Source organism: Acaryochloris sp. 'Moss Beach' (assembly GCF_021497025.1).
GTDB lineage: Bacteria > Cyanobacteriota > Cyanobacteriia > Thermosynechococcales > Thermosynechococcaceae > Acaryochloris > Acaryochloris marina_A.
Genome location: NZ_CP071717.1, coordinates 1,575,457 through 1,593,188, shown reverse-complemented (window position 1 = coordinate 1,593,188; position 17,732 = coordinate 1,575,457). Strand labels below are relative to the sequence as shown.

The 17,732-nt window shown below is 47.8% G+C and carries 20 protein-coding genes; 8 read left to right on the top strand and 12 right to left on the bottom strand.

Annotated elements, in window-relative coordinates:
* Nucleotides 1-95: 95 nt before the first annotated feature.
* From HRE53_RS07355 to HRE53_RS07335, 5 genes are all read right to left on the bottom strand, one after another.
* A complete protein-coding gene (locus HRE53_RS07355; RefSeq protein ID WP_212666369.1) occupies nt 96-1,259 on the bottom strand; it encodes a GuaB3 family IMP dehydrogenase-related protein in 1,164 nt (387 codons plus the stop codon).
* Nucleotides 1,260-1,509: 250 nt separating this feature from the next.
* Nucleotides 1,510-2,142: a hypothetical protein gene (locus HRE53_RS07350; protein WP_235109741.1), complete on the bottom strand. Its 633-nt coding sequence runs from the start codon at nt 2,140-2,142 to the stop codon at nt 1,510-1,512.
* A 52-nt stretch (nt 2,143-2,194) separates the two neighbouring features.
* Nucleotides 2,195-2,443 carry a hypothetical protein gene (locus HRE53_RS07345; RefSeq protein WP_235109740.1) on the bottom strand — a complete coding sequence of 83 codons (249 nt, stop codon included), beginning with the start codon at nt 2,441-2,443 and terminating at the stop codon, nt 2,195-2,197.
* Nucleotides 2,444-2,603: 160 nt separating this feature from the next.
* The gene (locus HRE53_RS07340; protein WP_235109739.1) at nt 2,604-4,241 is read right to left on the bottom strand and encodes an acetolactate synthase large subunit; all 1,638 of its coding nucleotides are present in this window, start codon (nt 4,239-4,241) and stop codon (nt 2,604-2,606) included.
* A 10-nt stretch (nt 4,242-4,251) separates the two neighbouring features.
* Nucleotides 4,252-5,622, bottom strand: coding sequence for an NAD-dependent succinate-semialdehyde dehydrogenase (locus HRE53_RS07335; RefSeq protein WP_212662862.1), 1,371 nt, complete (start codon nt 5,620-5,622; stop codon nt 4,252-4,254).
* Nucleotides 5,623-5,916: 294 nt separating this feature from the next.
* On the opposite strand from HRE53_RS07335, the gene HRE53_RS07330 reads away from it, so the two are divergent.
* On the top strand, nt 5,917-6,408 hold the full coding sequence (locus HRE53_RS07330; RefSeq protein ID WP_212662861.1) for a YajQ family cyclic di-GMP-binding protein: 492 nt from the start codon (nt 5,917-5,919) through the stop codon (nt 6,406-6,408).
* A gap of 51 nt (nt 6,409-6,459) precedes the next feature.
* Nucleotides 6,460-7,011, top strand: coding sequence for a DUF2854 domain-containing protein (locus HRE53_RS07325; protein WP_212662860.1), 552 nt, complete (start codon nt 6,460-6,462; stop codon nt 7,009-7,011).
* A 173-nt stretch (nt 7,012-7,184) separates the two neighbouring features.
* Here HRE53_RS07325 and yidD read toward each other — a convergent pair whose 3' ends face one another.
* The 3 genes from yidD to HRE53_RS07310 form a co-directional block, all read right to left on the bottom strand.
* Entirely contained in the window at nt 7,185-7,667 is a 483-nt protein-coding gene (gene yidD, locus HRE53_RS07320; protein WP_235109737.1) for a membrane protein insertion efficiency factor YidD, read from the bottom strand.
* 136 nt (nt 7,668-7,803) lie between these two features.
* Entirely contained in the window at nt 7,804-8,859 is a 1,056-nt protein-coding gene (locus HRE53_RS07315) for an NAD(P)/FAD-dependent oxidoreductase (protein ID WP_212662858.1), read from the bottom strand.
* Nucleotides 8,843-8,986, bottom strand: coding sequence for a hypothetical protein (locus HRE53_RS07310; RefSeq protein WP_212662857.1), 144 nt, complete (start codon nt 8,984-8,986; stop codon nt 8,843-8,845). The genes HRE53_RS07315 and HRE53_RS07310 overlap by 17 nt, the downstream gene beginning before the upstream one ends.
* 113 nt (nt 8,987-9,099) lie before the next feature.
* Here HRE53_RS07310 and HRE53_RS07305 point away from each other — a divergent pair, with 113 nt between their 5' ends.
* A complete protein-coding gene (locus HRE53_RS07305; RefSeq protein ID WP_235109734.1) occupies nt 9,100-9,633 on the top strand; it encodes a DUF3565 domain-containing protein in 534 nt (177 codons plus the stop codon).
* An 18-nt stretch (nt 9,634-9,651) separates the two neighbouring features.
* Here the strand turns inward: HRE53_RS07305 and HRE53_RS07300 are convergent, their stop codons facing one another.
* Entirely contained in the window at nt 9,652-10,317 is a 666-nt protein-coding gene (locus tag HRE53_RS07300; protein ID WP_235109733.1) for an SDR family oxidoreductase, read from the bottom strand.
* Between the two features lie 128 nt (nt 10,318-10,445).
* Here HRE53_RS07300 and HRE53_RS07295 point away from each other — a divergent pair, with 128 nt between their 5' ends.
* The 4 genes from HRE53_RS07295 to HRE53_RS07280 all read left to right on the top strand — a co-directional run bounded on the left by HRE53_RS07295 (nt 10,446) and on the right by HRE53_RS07280 (nt 14,077).
* A complete protein-coding gene (locus HRE53_RS07295) occupies nt 10,446-11,849 on the top strand; it encodes a serine/threonine-protein kinase (protein ID WP_235109732.1) in 1,404 nt (467 codons plus the stop codon).
* A 106-nt stretch (nt 11,850-11,955) separates the two neighbouring features.
* Nucleotides 11,956-12,813, top strand: coding sequence for a cyanoexosortase A (crtA, locus tag HRE53_RS07290; protein WP_235109731.1), 858 nt, complete (start codon nt 11,956-11,958; stop codon nt 12,811-12,813).
* A gap of 36 nt (nt 12,814-12,849) precedes the next feature.
* Nucleotides 12,850-13,431, top strand: a complete 582-nt coding sequence (locus tag HRE53_RS07285; protein ID WP_235109730.1) for an HpsJ family protein — start codon at nt 12,850-12,852, stop codon at nt 13,429-13,431.
* A gap of 313 nt (nt 13,432-13,744) precedes the next feature.
* Nucleotides 13,745-14,077, top strand: a complete 333-nt coding sequence (locus tag HRE53_RS07280; protein ID WP_235109729.1) for a hypothetical protein — start codon at nt 13,745-13,747, stop codon at nt 14,075-14,077.
* Nucleotides 14,078-14,081: 4 nt separating this feature from the next.
* Here the strand turns inward: HRE53_RS07280 and HRE53_RS07275 are convergent, their stop codons facing one another.
* Genes HRE53_RS07275 through HRE53_RS07265 form a run of 3 tightly spaced genes read right to left on the bottom strand, consistent with a single transcriptional unit; the run spans nt 14,082 to nt 16,524 of the window.
* Entirely contained in the window at nt 14,082-15,017 is a 936-nt protein-coding gene (locus HRE53_RS07275) for an ABC transporter permease (protein ID WP_212662851.1), read from the bottom strand.
* Nucleotides 15,017-15,781 carry a cell division ATP-binding protein FtsE gene (gene ftsE, locus HRE53_RS07270; RefSeq protein ID WP_235109728.1) on the bottom strand — a complete coding sequence of 255 codons (765 nt, stop codon included), beginning with the start codon at nt 15,779-15,781 and terminating at the stop codon, nt 15,017-15,019. The genes HRE53_RS07275 and ftsE overlap by 1 nt, the downstream gene beginning before the upstream one ends.
* Before the next feature lie 2 nt (nt 15,782-15,783).
* Complete coding sequence (locus HRE53_RS07265; protein ID WP_235109727.1) at nt 15,784-16,524, bottom strand: WecB/TagA/CpsF family glycosyltransferase; 741 nt, start codon at nt 16,522-16,524, stop codon at nt 15,784-15,786.
* Nucleotides 16,525-16,886: 362 nt separating this feature from the next.
* On the opposite strand from HRE53_RS07265, the gene HRE53_RS07260 reads away from it, so the two are divergent.
* Nucleotides 16,887-17,648, top strand: a complete 762-nt coding sequence (locus HRE53_RS07260) for a YebC/PmpR family DNA-binding transcriptional regulator (protein WP_235109725.1) — start codon at nt 16,887-16,889, stop codon at nt 17,646-17,648.
* Nucleotides 17,649-17,732 lie beyond the last annotated feature (84 nt).

The following is a 17,732-nucleotide window of genomic DNA, read 5'->3' as shown; positions in this document are numbered from 1 at the left end:
CTCCGCTATACCCATTCTAGGCAACCAATTCACGTTTGCCATACCTTTTTTGTCAAAGATCGGCGTCTAAACGTGTTAAGTTTGGCAAATTTTTGTTATTTACCCATACCTAGTTTTTGGGCAGCCTGATAGACCTTCCCTTCTGTCAGCAGAGATGGGGCAACCACCACCTCCACTTGCTGCATCTGTTTGATGTCTTTGGCGCCTAAGGTACCCATGCTGGTTTGCAAGGATCCAAGGAAGTTATGGGTGCCATCATCCAATTGGGCCGGTCCCCGCAAGATTTGCTCTAGGGTACCGGTTGTCCCGACCCGAATCCGTGTCCCTCGGGGCAACACAGGACTAGGTGTTGCCATCCCCCAGTGGAATCCTCGCCCGGGTGCTTCTGTGGCTCTCGCAATGGGTGAGCCCATCATAATCGCATCGGCACCACAGGCAATACATTTGCAAACGTCACCGCCAGTAATCAGGCCCCCATCCGCAATGATCGGAATATATTGGTTGGTCTCGCGAAAATGGTCATCCCGAGCGGCAGCACAATCTGAGATTGCAGTTGCTTGAGGAACCCCCACTCCCAATACGCCTCGGGTTGTACAAGCTGCACCAGGACCAATACCCACCAAGACTGCTGCAGCACCTGCCTGCATCAAGCTTTTAGTGACTTCGTAGGTTACACAATTTCCCATGACCACAGGTATCGGCAACTCTTGGCAAAACTTAGCCAGATCAAGGGGGGTAACACTTTCTGGAGATACGTGATCAGTGGAAACGACCGTTGCTTGGATAAAAAATAAATCTGCACCTGCTTCGACCACAGCTTGCCCAAATCGACTGGCCCCTACAGGGGTTGCACTCACCGCTGCAATGCCTCCTTGAGACTTGATCTGGGTGATCCGCTCACGAATTAGTTCAGGTTTGATGGGTTCTGCGTAGAGTTCTTGCATGAGTGGCACAAAGCCATTCACATCAACCCCAGCAATTTTGTCCAGAATGGGCTCTGGATCGCTGTAACGGGTTTGAATTCCTTCCAGATTCAATACACCTAGAGCGCCTAACTCTGACAGACGAACTGCCATTTTGACGTCCACGACCCCATCCATCGCACTCGCTAGAATGGGGATCTCCCGCTGAATACCACCGATTTGCCACTGGGTATCTGCCAGTTGTGGATCTAGGGTTCGTTGTCCTGGTGAAAGGGCAATTTCGTCAATTCCATATGCTCTACGTGCCGTTTTGCCACGGCCAATTTGAATATCCACACCAGTAACCATTCCAGAACGATTTAGCTAGACTAACAAAGCCAAATTGCCCTGTCAAAGTCTCACAAAGACTTGAATCTTGACAGGCGCAGCGTATCGCTGGCCAGCTCCTACTCACTGCAGCTTCTAGAGAGTTGTAAGTGTTTGGTGGCTCAATGCCATCATTCCGATTCTGGAGAGGAGCGGCGCTTAATAATGGGCTTGCCAACTGGGCGAGGCTTGTCCGAAGTTTGATGGGGGGCGAGGGGAGCTAAACTTTCTGGGGGGGGGGACTATGAGACTCGCTTCTTTCTTGTTTTGATTTGCGTTTGGGTGGTACAAGCGCTACTTTTTGTCCATTTAAAATCGTTAATTCTTCCCCTTGCCGCAGTACATGCAAGTCCCAAAAATAGCCCATTGCTTTATCCTTTAGACTGCCAGTGAGCTTGAGCTTAAATGCTTTGGGGCGATCTGAACTTTTTCGAGGAGATTGCTGAATTTTGACCAATAAATAGTTTCTCTCAGTGGATTGGAAAACAATCTCACCCCGGATGGAAAAATAACCATCTTGAAGAGGGGCAGCAAGCTGGCTAGGCTCTTCAGGCACTGCTGGTTCTTCAGGCGTTTCAGACTCTTCTGCCGCAGCCACGGGACCAAATCCTTCCGTTGACCAAACGCCGACAATCTGCATATGCAGCGTTTCTTCTTTCTCGCGTGTCCGAGGATAAACAACCCACAAGTAGGTTTGCTCTAAATCTAGATATTTTTTGACCAGACTCATCACCTGACCCAACAAAACCGCATCTAAGTAGGTTTCGTCTTCTGTAATCAGGTCTCCTCGATTAAATTGCTCTTCTGAAGGTCGGTACTTCCCCTTGATTAACCCAATCGCCCGATATTGCATCGGCTCACTGGGCGGTGGAATGGGTTGCTGTCCTAGGGTCTCAGGTACATCACTAGCGACATCCGCAGCCGGTTCTTCTTTTTTCTACAGAGACTACCTCGGTAGCTGGAGGAGGGGGGGGGGCTTTAGCTACAGGGCGACGGGGTGGACCTTTTAATTGCATACCGTCCACATGAGTCTCTTGAGTCTCATCCATGGGAGTATTAGACTGTTCATCTGACACCGTTTGGGGGTCCATATCAACAGATTTCTTTTGGGTGTGACGAGTTGACTTAGGTGGCTGTTCGCTAGAGGAACTCATAGACTTCGGAATGATAATCGAGCAGCAGGTGGGTGAAACCTGATTGTATTTTTTTACCATCCTAACCGGGCGGTCGATCAAATCCTAATCCCTGAGGAATTAAAAATGATCGTTTCCCACAAAACTCAAGAAAATGGTTATCTACTCTGGATAAAAAAGTTTAGTTAATACAAGCAATCTCACCTGATTTTTGACTAAACATTAAATTCTCTTTGTAGTCAATTGGACAATCCACAATTGTTGGCACGTCTTGGGCCAATGCAGACTCTAGACAAGGCATAAAATCAGCACTAGATTCTACTCGATAACCCTTGAGTCCCATGCTTTCTGCAAGCCGTACAAAATCAGGATTGCCAAACTTAATAAAAGAAGCTTCTCCGTAATATTGTTGTTGTTTCCACTCAATCAAACCATACCCGCCATCATTGAAAATGATTGTGGTGAAAGCAACACCGAGACGTAATGCTGTTTCCAATTCCTGCATATTGATCATGAAGCCACCATCGCCGGTCACAGCCACAACATGGCGATCTGGATAGACTAATTTGGCTGCTAATGCACCAGGAATAGCAATCCCCATGGCGGCGAACCCATTAGAAATTAAACAGGTATTAGGCCGATCACAATGGTAATGACGGGCCATCCACATTTTGTGAGCGCCGACATCAGAGATCACAATGTCTTCGGAGGCGAGAACTGCTCGGAGGTCATAAATCAGTTTTTGCGGGCGTAGGGGGAAGTGTTCATCGCTGGCATACTCCTCATAGTCTGCTCGGATTTGTGGCCTAAGCTCGACCCCATAGGGATCCGGTTTGCTATGGCGATCAGCCCGTCGGAGAATTTCGATTAGGGAATCAGAGATATCTCCTACTACTTCAGTTTTAGGGATATAGCTACTGTCGATTTCAGCGGGCTCTGCCCCCACATGCACAATGGGAATGGTGCCGTCAGGATTCCACTTTTTAGGAGAAAACTCGATTAAGTCATAGCCCACGGCAATGACGAGATCCGTCCGATCAAAGCCACAGCTAATATAGTCTCGCTGTTGTAATCCTACCGTCCATAAGGCTAAGGGATGGGTATAGCGAATGACCCCTTTGCCCATAAAAGTATTGGCCACGGGAATATTCAATTCGGTTGCAAATTGGGTGAGAGCCTCGCTAGCCTTGGCTCTAATCGCCCCATTGCCCACCAAGATCAAAGGATTAGTGGCCTGAGAAATCATTTCTGCTGCCTGCTCTAGATTGCGGGGTGAGGCAAAGCTGCGTATCAGGCTATCTTGCTGCAGTGGCATGCCTTCAGCGGGCATGGCGGCAATGTTTTCTGGTAAATCAATATGAACGGCTCCGGGCTTTTCTGCCTGGGCTCGTTTGAAGGCGCGCCGCACAATTTCTGGGGTATTGCTGGGACGAACAATTTGAGAGCTCCATTTGGTAACCGGATTAAACATAGCCACCAAATCTAAATACTGGTGGGACTCGATATGCATCCGATCGGTGCCGACTTGTCCGGTAATTGCAACTAAGGGCGCTCCATCTAAGTTGGCATCTGCAACGCCAGTCATTAGGTTGGTGGCCCCTGGGCCTAGGGTCGATAGGCAAACCCCTGCTCTCCCGGTTAATCGACCGTATACATCGGCCATAAAAGCAGCCCCCTGCTCATGGCGGGTGGTGATGAATTGGATAGAGGAGTTTCGCAGGGCTTCTAGGACTTGGAGGTTTTCCTCTCCCGGCAACCCAAAAATATACTCAACACCTTCGTTTTCCAGACATTTGACCAACAATTCTGCTGTATTCATTAAAAATGGCTCACTTCACCCATACGGTTTTGATGTTAACGAATTCATGAATGCCTTGAATGCCTAATTCTCGGCCATAGCCAGAGCGTTTGATGCCGCCAAAGGGAAGGCGGGGATCAGACTTGACCATACCGTTGATAAAGACAGCGCCTGCATCTAAGTGCTTGATCAGGAGGTCTTGCTCTTGTGGATCTGTGGTCCAGGCACTGGCCCCTAATCCAAAGGGGCTATCGTTGGCTAGGGTAATGGCGGCTTCCATATCAGTAACTCGAAAGACTAGAGCCACTGGACCAAAGCATTCCTGCGAGTAAATTGGGTTGTCTTTGGTGATGTCTGACAGAATTGTGGGTTGGTAAAAATTTCCAGGTAAGTCTGGCCGCTGGCCACCAAGCAGTACTTGAGCACCGTGAGCAACGGCAATTTGGACTTGCTGTTCTAGTTCTTCAAGAATACTTGTGGTCGCCAAGGGGCCGACATCGGTTTGGGGACTCATGGGATCGCCTAGAGTTAGCTTGCTAAATGCGGCAACAAATTTTTCTTGAAACTGATCTGCGATCGCATCTGCCACAATAAATCGTTTTGCTGCAATACAGGACTGTCCTGTATTCAACATCCGCGCTTTCACTGCCGTGGTAACTGCTGCGTCTACATCAGCGCTAGCTAAGACGATGAAGGGATCACTGCCTCCCAGTTCTAGGACTGTTTTTTTGATCTGACTCCCTGCGATCGCCGCTAAACTAGCTCCTGCAGGTTCGCTCCCCGTCAGGGTTGCTGCTTTTACCCGATCATCTTTAACCACCATTTCTACTTGCTGTGCAGAGATTAATAAAGTTTGGAATACGCCTTCTGGAAACCCTGCCTCTACTAGGATTTGTTCAATGGCTAAAGCACATTGAGGGACATTGGAGGCATGTTTCAGGATGCCTACATTTCCGGCCATCAGAGCTGGAGCAGCAAACCGGAAGACCTGCCAAAAGGGAAAATTCCATGGCATAACCGCCAATATAATTCCCAGGGGTTGATAACAGACCCAAGACTCTTGGGCATCCGTTTCTATGGTCTGGCTAGCCAGAAATAGGGGGGCTTGTTCTGCATAGTATCGACAGACCCAAGCGCATTTTTTCACTTCCCCCAGGGCTTCTTGAATCGGTTTGCCCATTTCTAAGGTCATTAGGGCAGCATATTGCTGACTTTTGTCAGGATTTTCCAACATATCAGCAGCTCGTAATAACCACTGGCGTCTATCGTCAAAGCTGGTATGCCGATAGGACTGGAATGCCGATTCAGATTGCGCTAACTTTAATTGAATGGTTTCAGGAGAAAGAGCTGAGAAAGATTGAAGTGTTTCTAAGGTTGTCGGATTAACTGTTGCGATGCCCATGCTCCAACCTCTGAATTCAGTTTCTAACCAATAAAGGTAAGCTCTACAGTGTCAATCATCGCAAAAAAATGTTCGACTTGTGGAGGGAATCATCGAAAGTTGCTGATTCTAGAGTAGACCTGTCACTTTTGGTAAAATTTTCTGCAAGACCGGATACTTTTTGCCTATGAGTTGAGTAGGAATGGCTTCAGTTAAACACTGACAGAGGCAGTCATTCGGGAGAGTAGCAGAAAAGCCGGTCCTCGGACCTCAATTAAATACTAAGTAAGACTTTCCAAATCAGTTGAGAAAATTATGGCTGCAACTTGTTCTTTTGATATTGTTAGTGAATTTGAATGGCAGGAATTGGTCAATGCGATTGATCAAGCCAATCGAGAAATTAAGGCTCGCTACGATCTGAAAGATACTAAAACGGAGATCAAGCTAGATCCAACTGAAATCACGATCAGTACGGATAGCGAATTTACCCTGGATGCGGTTCATAATGTTCTGCAAACTAAAGCAGTTAAACGCAAGCTTTCCCTGAAGATTTTTGACTATGGCACCATCGAATCAGCCAGCGGCAACCGGGTGCGACAGGCCATTAAGCTCCAAAAGGGTATTGATGTCGAATTGGCGAAAAAAATTTCCAAACTGATTCGCACGGACTACAAAAAAGTTCAAGCCAGTATCCAGGGAGAGGTTGTCCGGGTATCCTCCAAATCGAAGGATGACTTACAGCAAGTCATGCAAAATCTAAAACAAGAAGATTGGCCAGTTGCCCTGCAGTTTACAAATTACCGTTAATCTTAAGAGTGGGCGATTCTACTTTTTTCTTGACCCGATTATGGAGGTATTATGCTGCGCCGGACTTCAGTCGCAACCATTGGCTTAGTTATTGGAACCATTCTCTCTGTCTTGGGAATGGCTGGGTACATCAATAATGAAACGACCCTGAATGTGATCACATTCTTTGTGGGTGTACCTGTGTTGGTGGGCGCTTTGGCCTTAAAAGCGGCTGAACTTGAGCCTATTTCTTTTAAAGAAGAGCCTTCTAGTGAAATGTTGGCTTTACGGGAAGCTCAAGCCACACCAACTTTAAATCAAGTGGTTCAGGATGTTACTCGCTATCGCTATGGACAAACTGTGCACTTGGATATTGCCCTAGACCGCTTGGGGCTCAAACCCAGTTTTGTTGATGAATGTCCCGTTTTGGTGGGGCTACGCGAAGATAATACTGAGGGCGCATATACTTTAGTCCTGGAATTTGAAACGCCCTACGTCCCGTTTGAAAACTGGAAAAAGAAAGAAGACCGATTTGCGAGCTTCTTCGGCCCTGGGATTAATGCTTTAGTCGAAGAGCCTAGTAAAGATCGTGTGGATATTTCGTTAATTGTTAAGGCTGCTTAAGCCTTAACAATTACAGGATTAGTGAGATAACCGCTGAATGTAAATCACTGATCACAAGAAGCCAGTCGATTTCAGGTTGATTAGATGGGGGTTGCATCATTGTATGTAATCCCCATTGATGGTTTTAGGCTCAGAGTTCCCCTTGTCGTTCAGTACAACTCTGGTCAATATTTCTAGCCACAGTCACATCCACCGCAATCCCCACAGCCATCTAAACCGCCTAATACATCACAATCTAGATCGCAGAGTTCAAATACGTCACAAATATCTAGGGGAATGCAGGCACTATCACACCATCCTGCACCACAATCCCCACAGGACTCTTGCTTCTTTCGACGTTTCTGAGATTTAGGCAAACTTGCGTTTAAGATGCGGCTCGCACCTTTGCAGGCTCGCAACCGCTTTTGAAAGCGAGGTATCGTACCAGCTAGCCCATCATCCTGGACTGAGCGTCGAAAGTATTCTGAGCAAGATATTCCCCCATAGAACCGTCTGTGAGCACAAGAGAATCCTTTGTAGGGAGATAGGTAGCGTTGGTAGTCGCGTACGCCCATCAGCACTATCCATCGCAATAAATGACTGAGGTGAAGGCGTTCTGCTGCCTGAGCAACGGGAACAATCACAGCAGCAGAACGGGATATGATTCCTCTATTCACAAGTCAAACGCCTTCAGAAACGAGTACATGGATTAGGGTTCCCACTAGAAATCAATATCTAGGTTTCTGCTGATGAGTGAGGGGTAACTTTATTATTGCCATTAGGAGTCGCAATTCAAGTTAGGTAACTCTCCTTTTAAAAAGATGTCGATTGTAAGGTGGGTGAAGAAGAGAGAGCGGATAGGATGGGTGCGTAAAATCCTTGTAAATGGATCAGGTCATGGTAAAAATTGGTTCGCAGCCATGCACAATAGCGGCTGGCTGGCGACGGTTGAAGCTGTTCACCTTGTTGGAAACTTTGCACAATGAGATGAGCTGCCATCATGCCGGAGGTCATCGCTTTGAGAACGCCATGGGAGGAAGCCGGGTCTAAGACTGCAGCGGCATCCCCCACCAAAAAATAACCGGGACCCGCAGCGGGGTTTACGAGTCGCCAGGTAACGTCTACGGCTCGCGCTTTGCCTTCCGGAAAGAGATCGGCTAAATCTTCAGGATGCCAATGGGCATCGGGTTGACTATCAAAGGACAATCGAGTCCATTGATAGCGTTGGTGTTCCACCTTTGCAATCCAGGTCCATCCCTCAGCATCAGAGGCGATTAAAGGGGCTTGGTCCCGCTCTGGGCATTCTCCTGTCGCATAGCCGTAATAGGCTTTTAGGGGAGGAGAATAAGGTGTGGTTCTAATCCCCAGTTTTCGAGCTAACCATTGGCAACTGCCGGCAGCATCCACTACAAAAGCGGCGTCTATAGAACCTAATGTGGTATTGAGGCCTTTCACCTGTCCCTGGTTCACAATCGGTTCTAATGCTCGACAGGGTTGCAGAATCTGAACTCCTAGCGTTTGGGCCTGTTCTAGTAGAAGGGAATCAAACTGCGATCGCATCGCCTGAAACCCCAACCATGGTCCCTGCTCATCTTCACCAAAAGCCTGAAATTCCCGTTCTCCTTGCCACTCGATATAGTGGCCTGGATGGCGCAAAAAGCCTGCGCTCAGCACCTGCTCTGCGACACCCAGCTTCTTGAGTAGAGGTTCAATGCCTGGATGTAAAGTTTCGCCAGGATGGGAACGGGGAAACTCCGCTTGTTCCAGGAGGGTTACCTGAAGACCTTTTTGGGCACAGTGAATCGCTGTCGCTGTGCCGCCAGGCCCTCCACCCACTATGACGACATCGGCTTTAGGCAGTGATGACAAGTTGCCAGTCCTCCTGATTTCGGTTGACCAATACGCGGGGTAAGACCCCTATAAATACAGATATGTGATGGTCAAAGGCCGGTCTTTGACCATCACATAATCGTTTCACGTCATCAATGAGCGCCATAGCCGACATTCCCCGCATAAAAGAATTGCACTTCTATTTGTCTTATCAGCCCAAATCGTGTTTTTTACGCGGCTAAGATCTTAGAGAACTTTGCCTGACGAGGCTTCTCCAGGATGGGGATAGTCAAATTTCAGATTGATCTACAGTTTGATTGTGGTCTGGAACCGAGGGAAGAACAGTTGCTGCGAACAATCGTTGGCTTTCATCAAGATCAAGAATCCCATTGGGTGGCAGACCTAGATTGTGGCCATGCCCAACATACCCGTCATGATCCACCTTTCTTTCCCTGTCCTTGGGTGATGACGGCTGCTGGTCGAAGGTCTCGGATTGGGACTGAATTGGACTGTGGATGGTGCGATGGCAAAACAATACCTGATGGCTATGCTTCTTACAAACAAACTCCAGTCTTTACTGCCGAAACGATTCCCTCTGGATTACGCCAGCAACATGCGACCAAAAGAGGGGTTTGGGGCCTAATCCATGTTGTGAAAGGGACACTGATCTACCGAATTCACCACCCCTTTCATACTGAAGAAACCTTAGACCCTCAGACCCAAGGGATCGTCCTTCCCGAAGTCCAACACGATGTTCAACCCAGTAAAGATGCAAGGTTTTATGTTGAATTTTGGCGACGACAAGAGGAGTAGAACATTCAGCTCCCCCCTTTACCAAGGCAAGACCTCTCCATTGGCATGCCAGAAAGTACCCGTGTTTTCCAGGTTCAACTGATCGATTCGAGCCAATAATCCTTTTACAGACTGTTCAGGGGGAATTCCTTGGGGATTAAAGCGGGTCATCCGCGTCTGAACTAAGCCAGGATGTAGAATTGCTACGGCTATCCCTTTCGGCTTGAGATCATGGGATAGGGATTTCCCCGCCATACAAAGGGCCACTTTAGACATGCGATAGCCATAGGAGCTACCGGAGGTATTGTCACCAATCGAGCCCATCCGGCTTGTCATTAGAATCACCTTGGAGCCCGATTGGAGATTGGGCAATAGGGCATGGGTCAGACGTAAGGGACCAATGGCATTCACTTCATACTGGAGGCGAATACTCTCAATATCGAGTGCCTCTAAAGTAACTCGATTTATAATCCCAGCATTATTGATTAGTCCATCCAGGGGCTGCCCTGCCAAGCGTTGAACGAGATCCGCCACAGAGGTGTCTGAGGTGATATCCACTTGGGTCTCTACCTGAATGCCCAGGGCTTCTAACTCAGGGGATGAGTTGCGGCAAGCTGCAATCACCGTTTCACCCTGCTGCTGAAGTTGTCGGCAATACTCTAAGCCAATACCGCGATTGGCACCTGTCACTAAATAAGTCGCCATAGAAAAATTTTGTTCACCCTATCAAGTTACTTCAACCACAAGATTTTGAGGCAGGTCTAAGGTCTGCATTGTTGAGCCATCATCATTGAGATGGGATATGTTAGTCAGACCCAAGCAATTCACCCACTATGCTAACGGCCGGGCAAGTCATCCAGGAAAGATATCAACTGCGGCAGCAGTTGAGGGCGCAACCGACTCGACAAACATGGTTAGCGACAGATCATCGGGCCACTCCTAAACCCACATCAGTCATTATCAAGTTCCTGGCCTTTGGGCGAGGGATGGCATGGGATGAGATGAAACTTTTTGAACGAGAAGTTCAGGTTCTCCAGCAGTTGGATCATCCCCAAATCCCTCAATATCTCGATTCGTTTCACATCCAAACCCCCGAACCTTGGTTAGGCTTGATTGAAGAATATATTTTAGGAAACAACTTACAAACGTTGATTGACCAAGGGCAAAGGTTTTCAGAGTCAGATATTTACGATTTAGCCACTCAAATTTTAGAGATTTTCATCTACCTGCATGAGCAGAATCCCCCCATCCTCCATCGAGATATCAAACCTAGTAATCTGATCCTAGCGCCTAGCCAAACCGTCTTTCTGGTGGACTTTGGGGCAGTTCAAAATCAATTACCCCAAGCGGGGTGCTCATTTACGGTTGTGGGGACCTATGGCTATACCCCTATAGAGCAGTTTGGTGGCCAAGCCGTCCCCGCCTCGGACTTATATAGCTTGGGAGCGACATTACTTCACCTATTAACGGGACTGGCTCCAGCCGAATTAGCTCAGTCTGATATGCGATTACAATTTCGCGATGGCCACAGACCGGCCTTCGGCCATCGCCTCACTCTCACAAACCACCTTGCTTCATGGCTGGAAAAGATGACCGCTCCCGCCCTAGCCGATCGTTTTAAGTCAGCAAGAGCGGCAGTATTGGCATTGCCCTCTCTGAGTGCTCGAAAAATAGTCCCGGTTCCTGCTGAAGGACCTAGCGCTCATCGGCTCCAAATTGATACTGATCCTGAGCATTTACAAGTACAGATCCACCCCATTTGGTCCTCACCCTTACCTAGATTGAAGGATCTTGCAGGGATGACATTTTTGACGCTTTTGGGACCTTTAGCTATCGTTGTTCTGGCCCTGTTGCCCATTGGCTTCAACTATACTCGCCACGCCCTTTTTTCAGGAGATATAGGAGGCGTTAGCATTGGGGTGCTGTTGCTCTGCCTAGGCAGTGTCCCTTGGTTTACAGGCCTCAATTGGCTAAAGCAGAACTTGACGAGCACCGTAATCGAAAGTTTTGGCCACCGATTAGTCATCAAATATCAGCTTTTGGGGTGGACCTATTGGCAACAGTCTCAACCCCACACAGACATTGCTGATATCTATGCGGTACCTCTAGCGAGAGAAGAAGAAACGGTCATGGTCAATTTCAAAAGTCGAGCGTTGGCTCTGGCCCATAACTTGAATAACCAGGACAGCCAACGATTGATCCAAGCGTTGCAACAGTGGATTGATCGCTATGGATAACGGCCCTCAACCTGAACGCTAAGGTTTGGGCCCTTCGTCTTCTTCTCACAGTTGCTACCCTAGAGAATATTCTTTAGCTGCTGGTGAAAGAGAGTGATATCAGCCCATGTCGAGTAGGGATATTTCTATCTATAAAGGTCATCAAATTAAAATCCCGGTTATGGCCCTGTTGGGTTTGATGGGCTGCTTTCTGGCACTTTACTTCACCGCCAATCTGAGAGCGGATAAAGTAGCCCACTTAGCCATGAGCCTGGTGTTTTTATTTGCGGCCTTGTCCAGTCTTTGGGATCGGCGATTACAGCTGCAATTGGGTAGCAACATCCTGTCCCTTGGGCTTGGCACTTGCATTGTGGGGGGAATCCTTTATCAAAGCTTGCGATCGCCGACGGGCTGGTACCTGGCATTTGCCCCTTTTGTCGCTGCCATCGGCATTATGCTTCTGGCCTCGGGTTGTCAGGCTTTGGGGCAATATCAAACAGAATTACTAACCCTCTTTTGCCTCGGTCTGCCGAAACTACTGCTGAAGTTTATCCCCGATATTTCTCCCATCACGGCTCAATTTTCGACCTATTTACTTTGGTACTCAGGTTTTTCAGTTCAACTCACCAACGATTTAATCCAGCTGCCCGATGGAGCGGTAAAGGTGGTTCCCTCTTGCTCAGGCTTGAACTTAATGACCTATATGTTTGCCATTACCGTGATCTTTCTGCTGATGTTTCCCCTACCCACTACAGCGAAGATTGTGGCTCCTATCGTTGCGGTTACCCTGGGGTTCGCCATTAATGGCATCCGTGTGGCCCTGCTGGCGCTTCTCTCGACCAAAAACGACCCCGCTCTATTTGACTATTGGCACAGTAATGATGGAGCCCTGGTTTTTGTTATGGTGACGGTTTTACTATTTGGTCTGTTTTGTGGGTGGATTGTTCGCCAAGCTCAGGATGATAATCCTGAAGAAGTGCTTTAAAGACGTAAGATTGGGCGGAAGCAGATCACAACCTCAATGACTCAACCTAAACTGGATCGCCTTTGGCGGGCCTATGCCACTCAATCTCGTTCCATCACTTTGATTCGCTGGCTAGGCTATGGCTTACTTCTATTAGCCCTGCTGGATTTGGGGGCGATTCTCATCCCCATTAATTTGATGAATCCTGTTTGGGAATTTCGCAGTATTGGGGCCATTGTAGAACGTATTCCTGTCCCTCTCATTGGCTTTGTTATGGTGTTTTGGGGAGAGCAAGAGTATCGTCGTCCTGGCGAAAAACTCATTCTCAAAGCCTTAACCTGGCTCACCTTAGCTCTAACGCTTCTTTTAGTGGCCATGATTCCTTTGTGTTTTGTAAATTCTATGCGGATACACAATTTAAAGGTAGAAGAAATTAATACCTTTAAGGTGCAACGTTTGGCCTTGGTTCAGCAGTTAGAAAAAAAGCTAGATCAGACTAATTCTGTAGATGAATTTCAGGGTCTTCTCAGTCGGGCACTCAATAATCGTCCTTCTGTAGCGTTAAATGCTAATCAGTCCCTCCCTGATATCAAGGCTCAAATTCCTAGCTTGTTATCCCCCCGCCCGTGCTGCCATTGACCGTCAAGCTAAAGAGGCGCTTAAACAAGCTCGAAATGAGCAGCCTGGATTGTTGAAGCGGACGATAAAATGGTCATTAGGGGCTTTAATCGGTGCTGTCGTTGGTCTCCGAATTTGGCAAAGTACTCGCTGGGCTCGTAAAAAGTCCTATTTGTAAGGCAAGCTACAATACCAATATTGATATGTACGTTGGGAAATTTAGATGATTTCTCTTGTTTTCTGAACTTATAGACTGATTTCTCTGTTTGGATTTGTATCTTTGTAAATATGTGTAGAATGCCAATAGTTTCTCTCGCTTTCATTCACTTAAGCTATGCCATCTGTTGATAATTGTGATGATCCTTGGCAAACACCTTCTGCTGAAGTTGATGCTGAGGTTTTAGAAACGTCTCAACGCTTAGTTGAAAAGTCAAATGCTCAATGGCCACAGTCTGAGCCAGCATCTCCTAACCCAGAATTAGAACTCGCTCAGCAAAAAATTACCGAATTAGAGTTACAGCAAAAAAGAATTTTTCAGCGCAATGTTAGTTTGACGGCTGAAATAGCTCAGCTACGGGCAACAAATCAGCGTCTTACCCAAGAACTTGCTCAGCATCAGCGGCCTCCCCAAAAGCTAGGATGGTGGCAGAGGTTTTTTGGTAGATAAGCGTTTACTTACTGGCAAATCGGCGAACTGCAAATAAACTGCCGATAATCCCGACAACACTGCCAAATCCTAACAAAATGAGTGGCAACACAACGACTTGCCAAGGGGTAAGCTGTAACCCTTCTCCCAAGGTTTGTAAAAAAGTAGGCTGCTGTGCAAAGGCAGTTCGCATCAGCTGTCGGGTGACAACAATAAATATCCAGGCAATGACAGCGCCCACTAACCCAAAGGTGATCCCCTGCAACACAAAAGGGAAATAGATCCAGCTGGTGGTTGCCCCTACCAATTTCATGACTTCAATTTCTTGGTTGCGAGCGACCACAATCAGTCGAATCGTCGTGGTGATGACGGCGATTGCTGTCAAAGTCAGCAAAGCCACGACCCCTAAACTGATTTGACTAAACCCCCGATTCAGTTGTGTGAGGTTTTTCAGGGCTTCATCCAAATACTGAACGGTTTCCACCCCCCGTAGGCGAGCAATCTTTTTAGCCAATGTAGGGACAGCGATTGCAGACTTGGCCTGTACCTTGAGGGCATCGACCAGGGGATTCTCTCCTAGCCCTTCGGTGGCCCCGGCGATATCTGTGGTGCCCAGATCGGCCAGCAATTCTTTCCAAGCCTGATCTTTAGGAATAACTTCAATGCTGGAGACATCGGGAAACTGAGAAATGGAGGATTTGAGTTGTGCTCCAGTTGCCTCTGGCTTCAGATAAACCGCAACTTCAAATCGAGATCCTAAATTATTGAGTAAGCCACTGACCTGCCAAGAGGTTTGTAAGCTGATGCCGAGTAGGAACAGCAAGACTGTAACGGTACTGATCGCAGCCCAATTCATCCAGCCGCCCCGTTTGAGCCCTCTTCCAGTTTCTTGCAACAAATAGGTGAGCTTTGTTGCCACCACCTTGAGTTGTTCAGGAACTTGGAACGGATGAGAACGCATTAGATTACCTGATCTGCGGGTACCACCTGTAAACGCCCCTGATCGAGCTGAGCAACGGGAGCTTTCACCGCTTGAATCAGTCCCATATCGTGGGTTGTTACTACCACTGTAATGCCAAGGCTATTCAGTTTTTTGAGAATCCCTAAGACTTGTAAGGCATTGTCTTTATCTAAATTACCGGTGGGCTCATCGGCCAAGAGCAATTTGGGAGAACCAACAATGGCTCGGGCAATACTGGCCCGCTGCTGTTCACCCCCAGATAGCTGACTAGGGAAGCAGTCGGCCCGTTGTTGCAGGCCTACGAGTTTTAAGGTGGGATATAAGCGGCGGTCTATTTCGGCTTTGGGAACGCCTTGAGATCGCAACACAAATGCCACATTCTCAGCCACCGTCCAGCGAGGGATCAACTTATAGTCTTGAAACACTACCCCTAACTTCCGACGCAGGTGGGACAGTCGATTCCCCTTCAGTAAGCCAACATTCGTGCCAGCGACTCTAACTTCGCCGCGATCTGCTTGCTCAGCCCCATAAATAAGCTTCATGAGCGTGGTCTTGCCCGCACCTGAGGCTCCAGTTACAAACAGAAAATCTCCCTGCTTTAGAGTTAAATTTATGTCCAATAAACTAAACCGCGTCTGGGCATATACCTTGCAAACGTTTTTTAGCTGCACGGTGTAATGGGCATTGGCCGGAGTGTCCACTTGGGCTTTCAATCGCTTAAAAGTCGAAGACATGGTAGAGGTGGAAAAGGTCGCTTGGGTCATTGCTATTTACTTAGGGTATCCATTAAAGAGCACCAAGCAAACTGTGGTAACGCTAGCATTCGCCGCCAGCGCCAAGGTTCCTGATATAGGCGATAGACCCATTCCAGGTTGTTGTCACAGAGCCATTTCGGTGCGCGGGTTTTCGTTTCTGCCCAGATATCAAAGCTGCCACCAACCCCCACCCAAATGGCATGGGGACATAAATGGCGATGCTCTGCTATCCAGAATTCTTGTCTGGGAACTCCCAAACCTACAAAAATAACTTGAGGTTGCAGTTGCTTGAGCGTCTGGCAAAAATCGTCTAGTTCTTCGCCAGAAATGTAACCATTCTGTGTTCCTGCAATATTGATGGTGGGCTGCTGTTGCTGCCATTTTTGAGCTGCCTGCTCCGTTACACCGGGCGCGCCGCCATAAAAGAAAAAGGACCAATTGTTCTGTTCACTAGCTTGTAAAAAGGCCTCAGCCATTTCAATTCCAGGGCAACGATCAATCTTGCGCCCACGCAGGCGGAAATGCATGACAACCCCAGCCCCATCAGGGATTACAAGACCTGCCTCTTGGATAATCTGAGCTAACTCAGGATTTTCCCGAGCCTGCATGGTCATTTCTGCATTTAAGGTGACGACATGGAGTCCCTCGTTCTGAGCAATCTGAGCTGCCAACCATTGGGTATAGTCGGGCAGAATATCGACTGCTAATCCCAATATGGGCAAAGATTGGGGTTGCTCAGAAGTTAGCTGCATGGATATCAGTTGTATTCCCTACTGGTGTGGCCATTTGTGATGACTAAATCTTGGGTGGACACAGCGATGGCAGTAACAAACCTCTTTCCTAATAAGGGAAAAGAGGGAACTGTACCTGTAGGTTACCCATCGGATTTACTCATCCTGCCATTATCCCTTAAGCTCGACGGCTGGTGACGTTATCCAACCGACATCCTGCTCAATAGGCTGGCAAAAATGTCCAGCCTGTTCACTTTGATCCTATGAAGTTATCTGTTCCAAAAGGAATAAATATGCAGGATTCAGTCGCCTTATTCAGGGGACTGGCAGTGCCATAATGAAAATCGTAAATACTTCCATATCATTGACGGCTTGGGCTACGCATGGCAGGACATAGTAAATGGGCAAACATTAAGCGGCAAAAAGCGAGGGTGGATGCCAAGAAAGGAAAAGTGTTTGCCCGTCTCTCTAGAGCCATTATTGTGGCAGCCCGCCATGGCTCTGCTGACCCGAACGGTAATTTTCAGTTGCGGTCTGCCATTGATAAAGCCAAGGCAGCCGGTATTCCAAATGAAAATATTGACCGGGCTATTGCCAAGGGCTCAGGACAACTCGATGCAGAAGGAGACCAGTGGGAAGAAATTCGCTACGAAGGGTATGGCATGGGTGGTGTTGCCCTCTTGATTGAAGCCATGACTGATAATCGCAATCGGACTGCGGCTGATTTGCGAGCAGCATTTAATAAGTATGGCGGTAACTTGGGGGAGACGGGCTGTGTCGGCTGGATGTTTCATCAACAGGGCGTTATTTCAGTCCTTGGGCCTGTCGATGAAGATCAACTTCTAGAATTCCTAGTGGAAGCAGGTGCAGATTCTTATGAGTTTGTGGAAGAAGATGATCAAGCGATTGCTGAAGTGAGCACAGAGGTGACGGTATTAGAAATCGTGACTGAAGCGCTGAAAGCCCAAGACTTTCAAGTACTAGATGCTGAAATACGCTGGATTGGGGAAACGTCAGTTGCGATCGCAGATCCCGATCAAGCCAAATCTCTTATTCGTCTGATGGACGCCTTAGAAGATCTGGACGATGTGCAGTCCGTCACGGCCAACGTTGAATTTATGGATGAAGCCTTATCGGGCCTGTAAGGCTAAGTTCTAGGCCATTCATGCTATTGAGCTAACATAAATGTTTCTAGCAACCAACAGAAATTGATTTGAGTGATCTTTTTA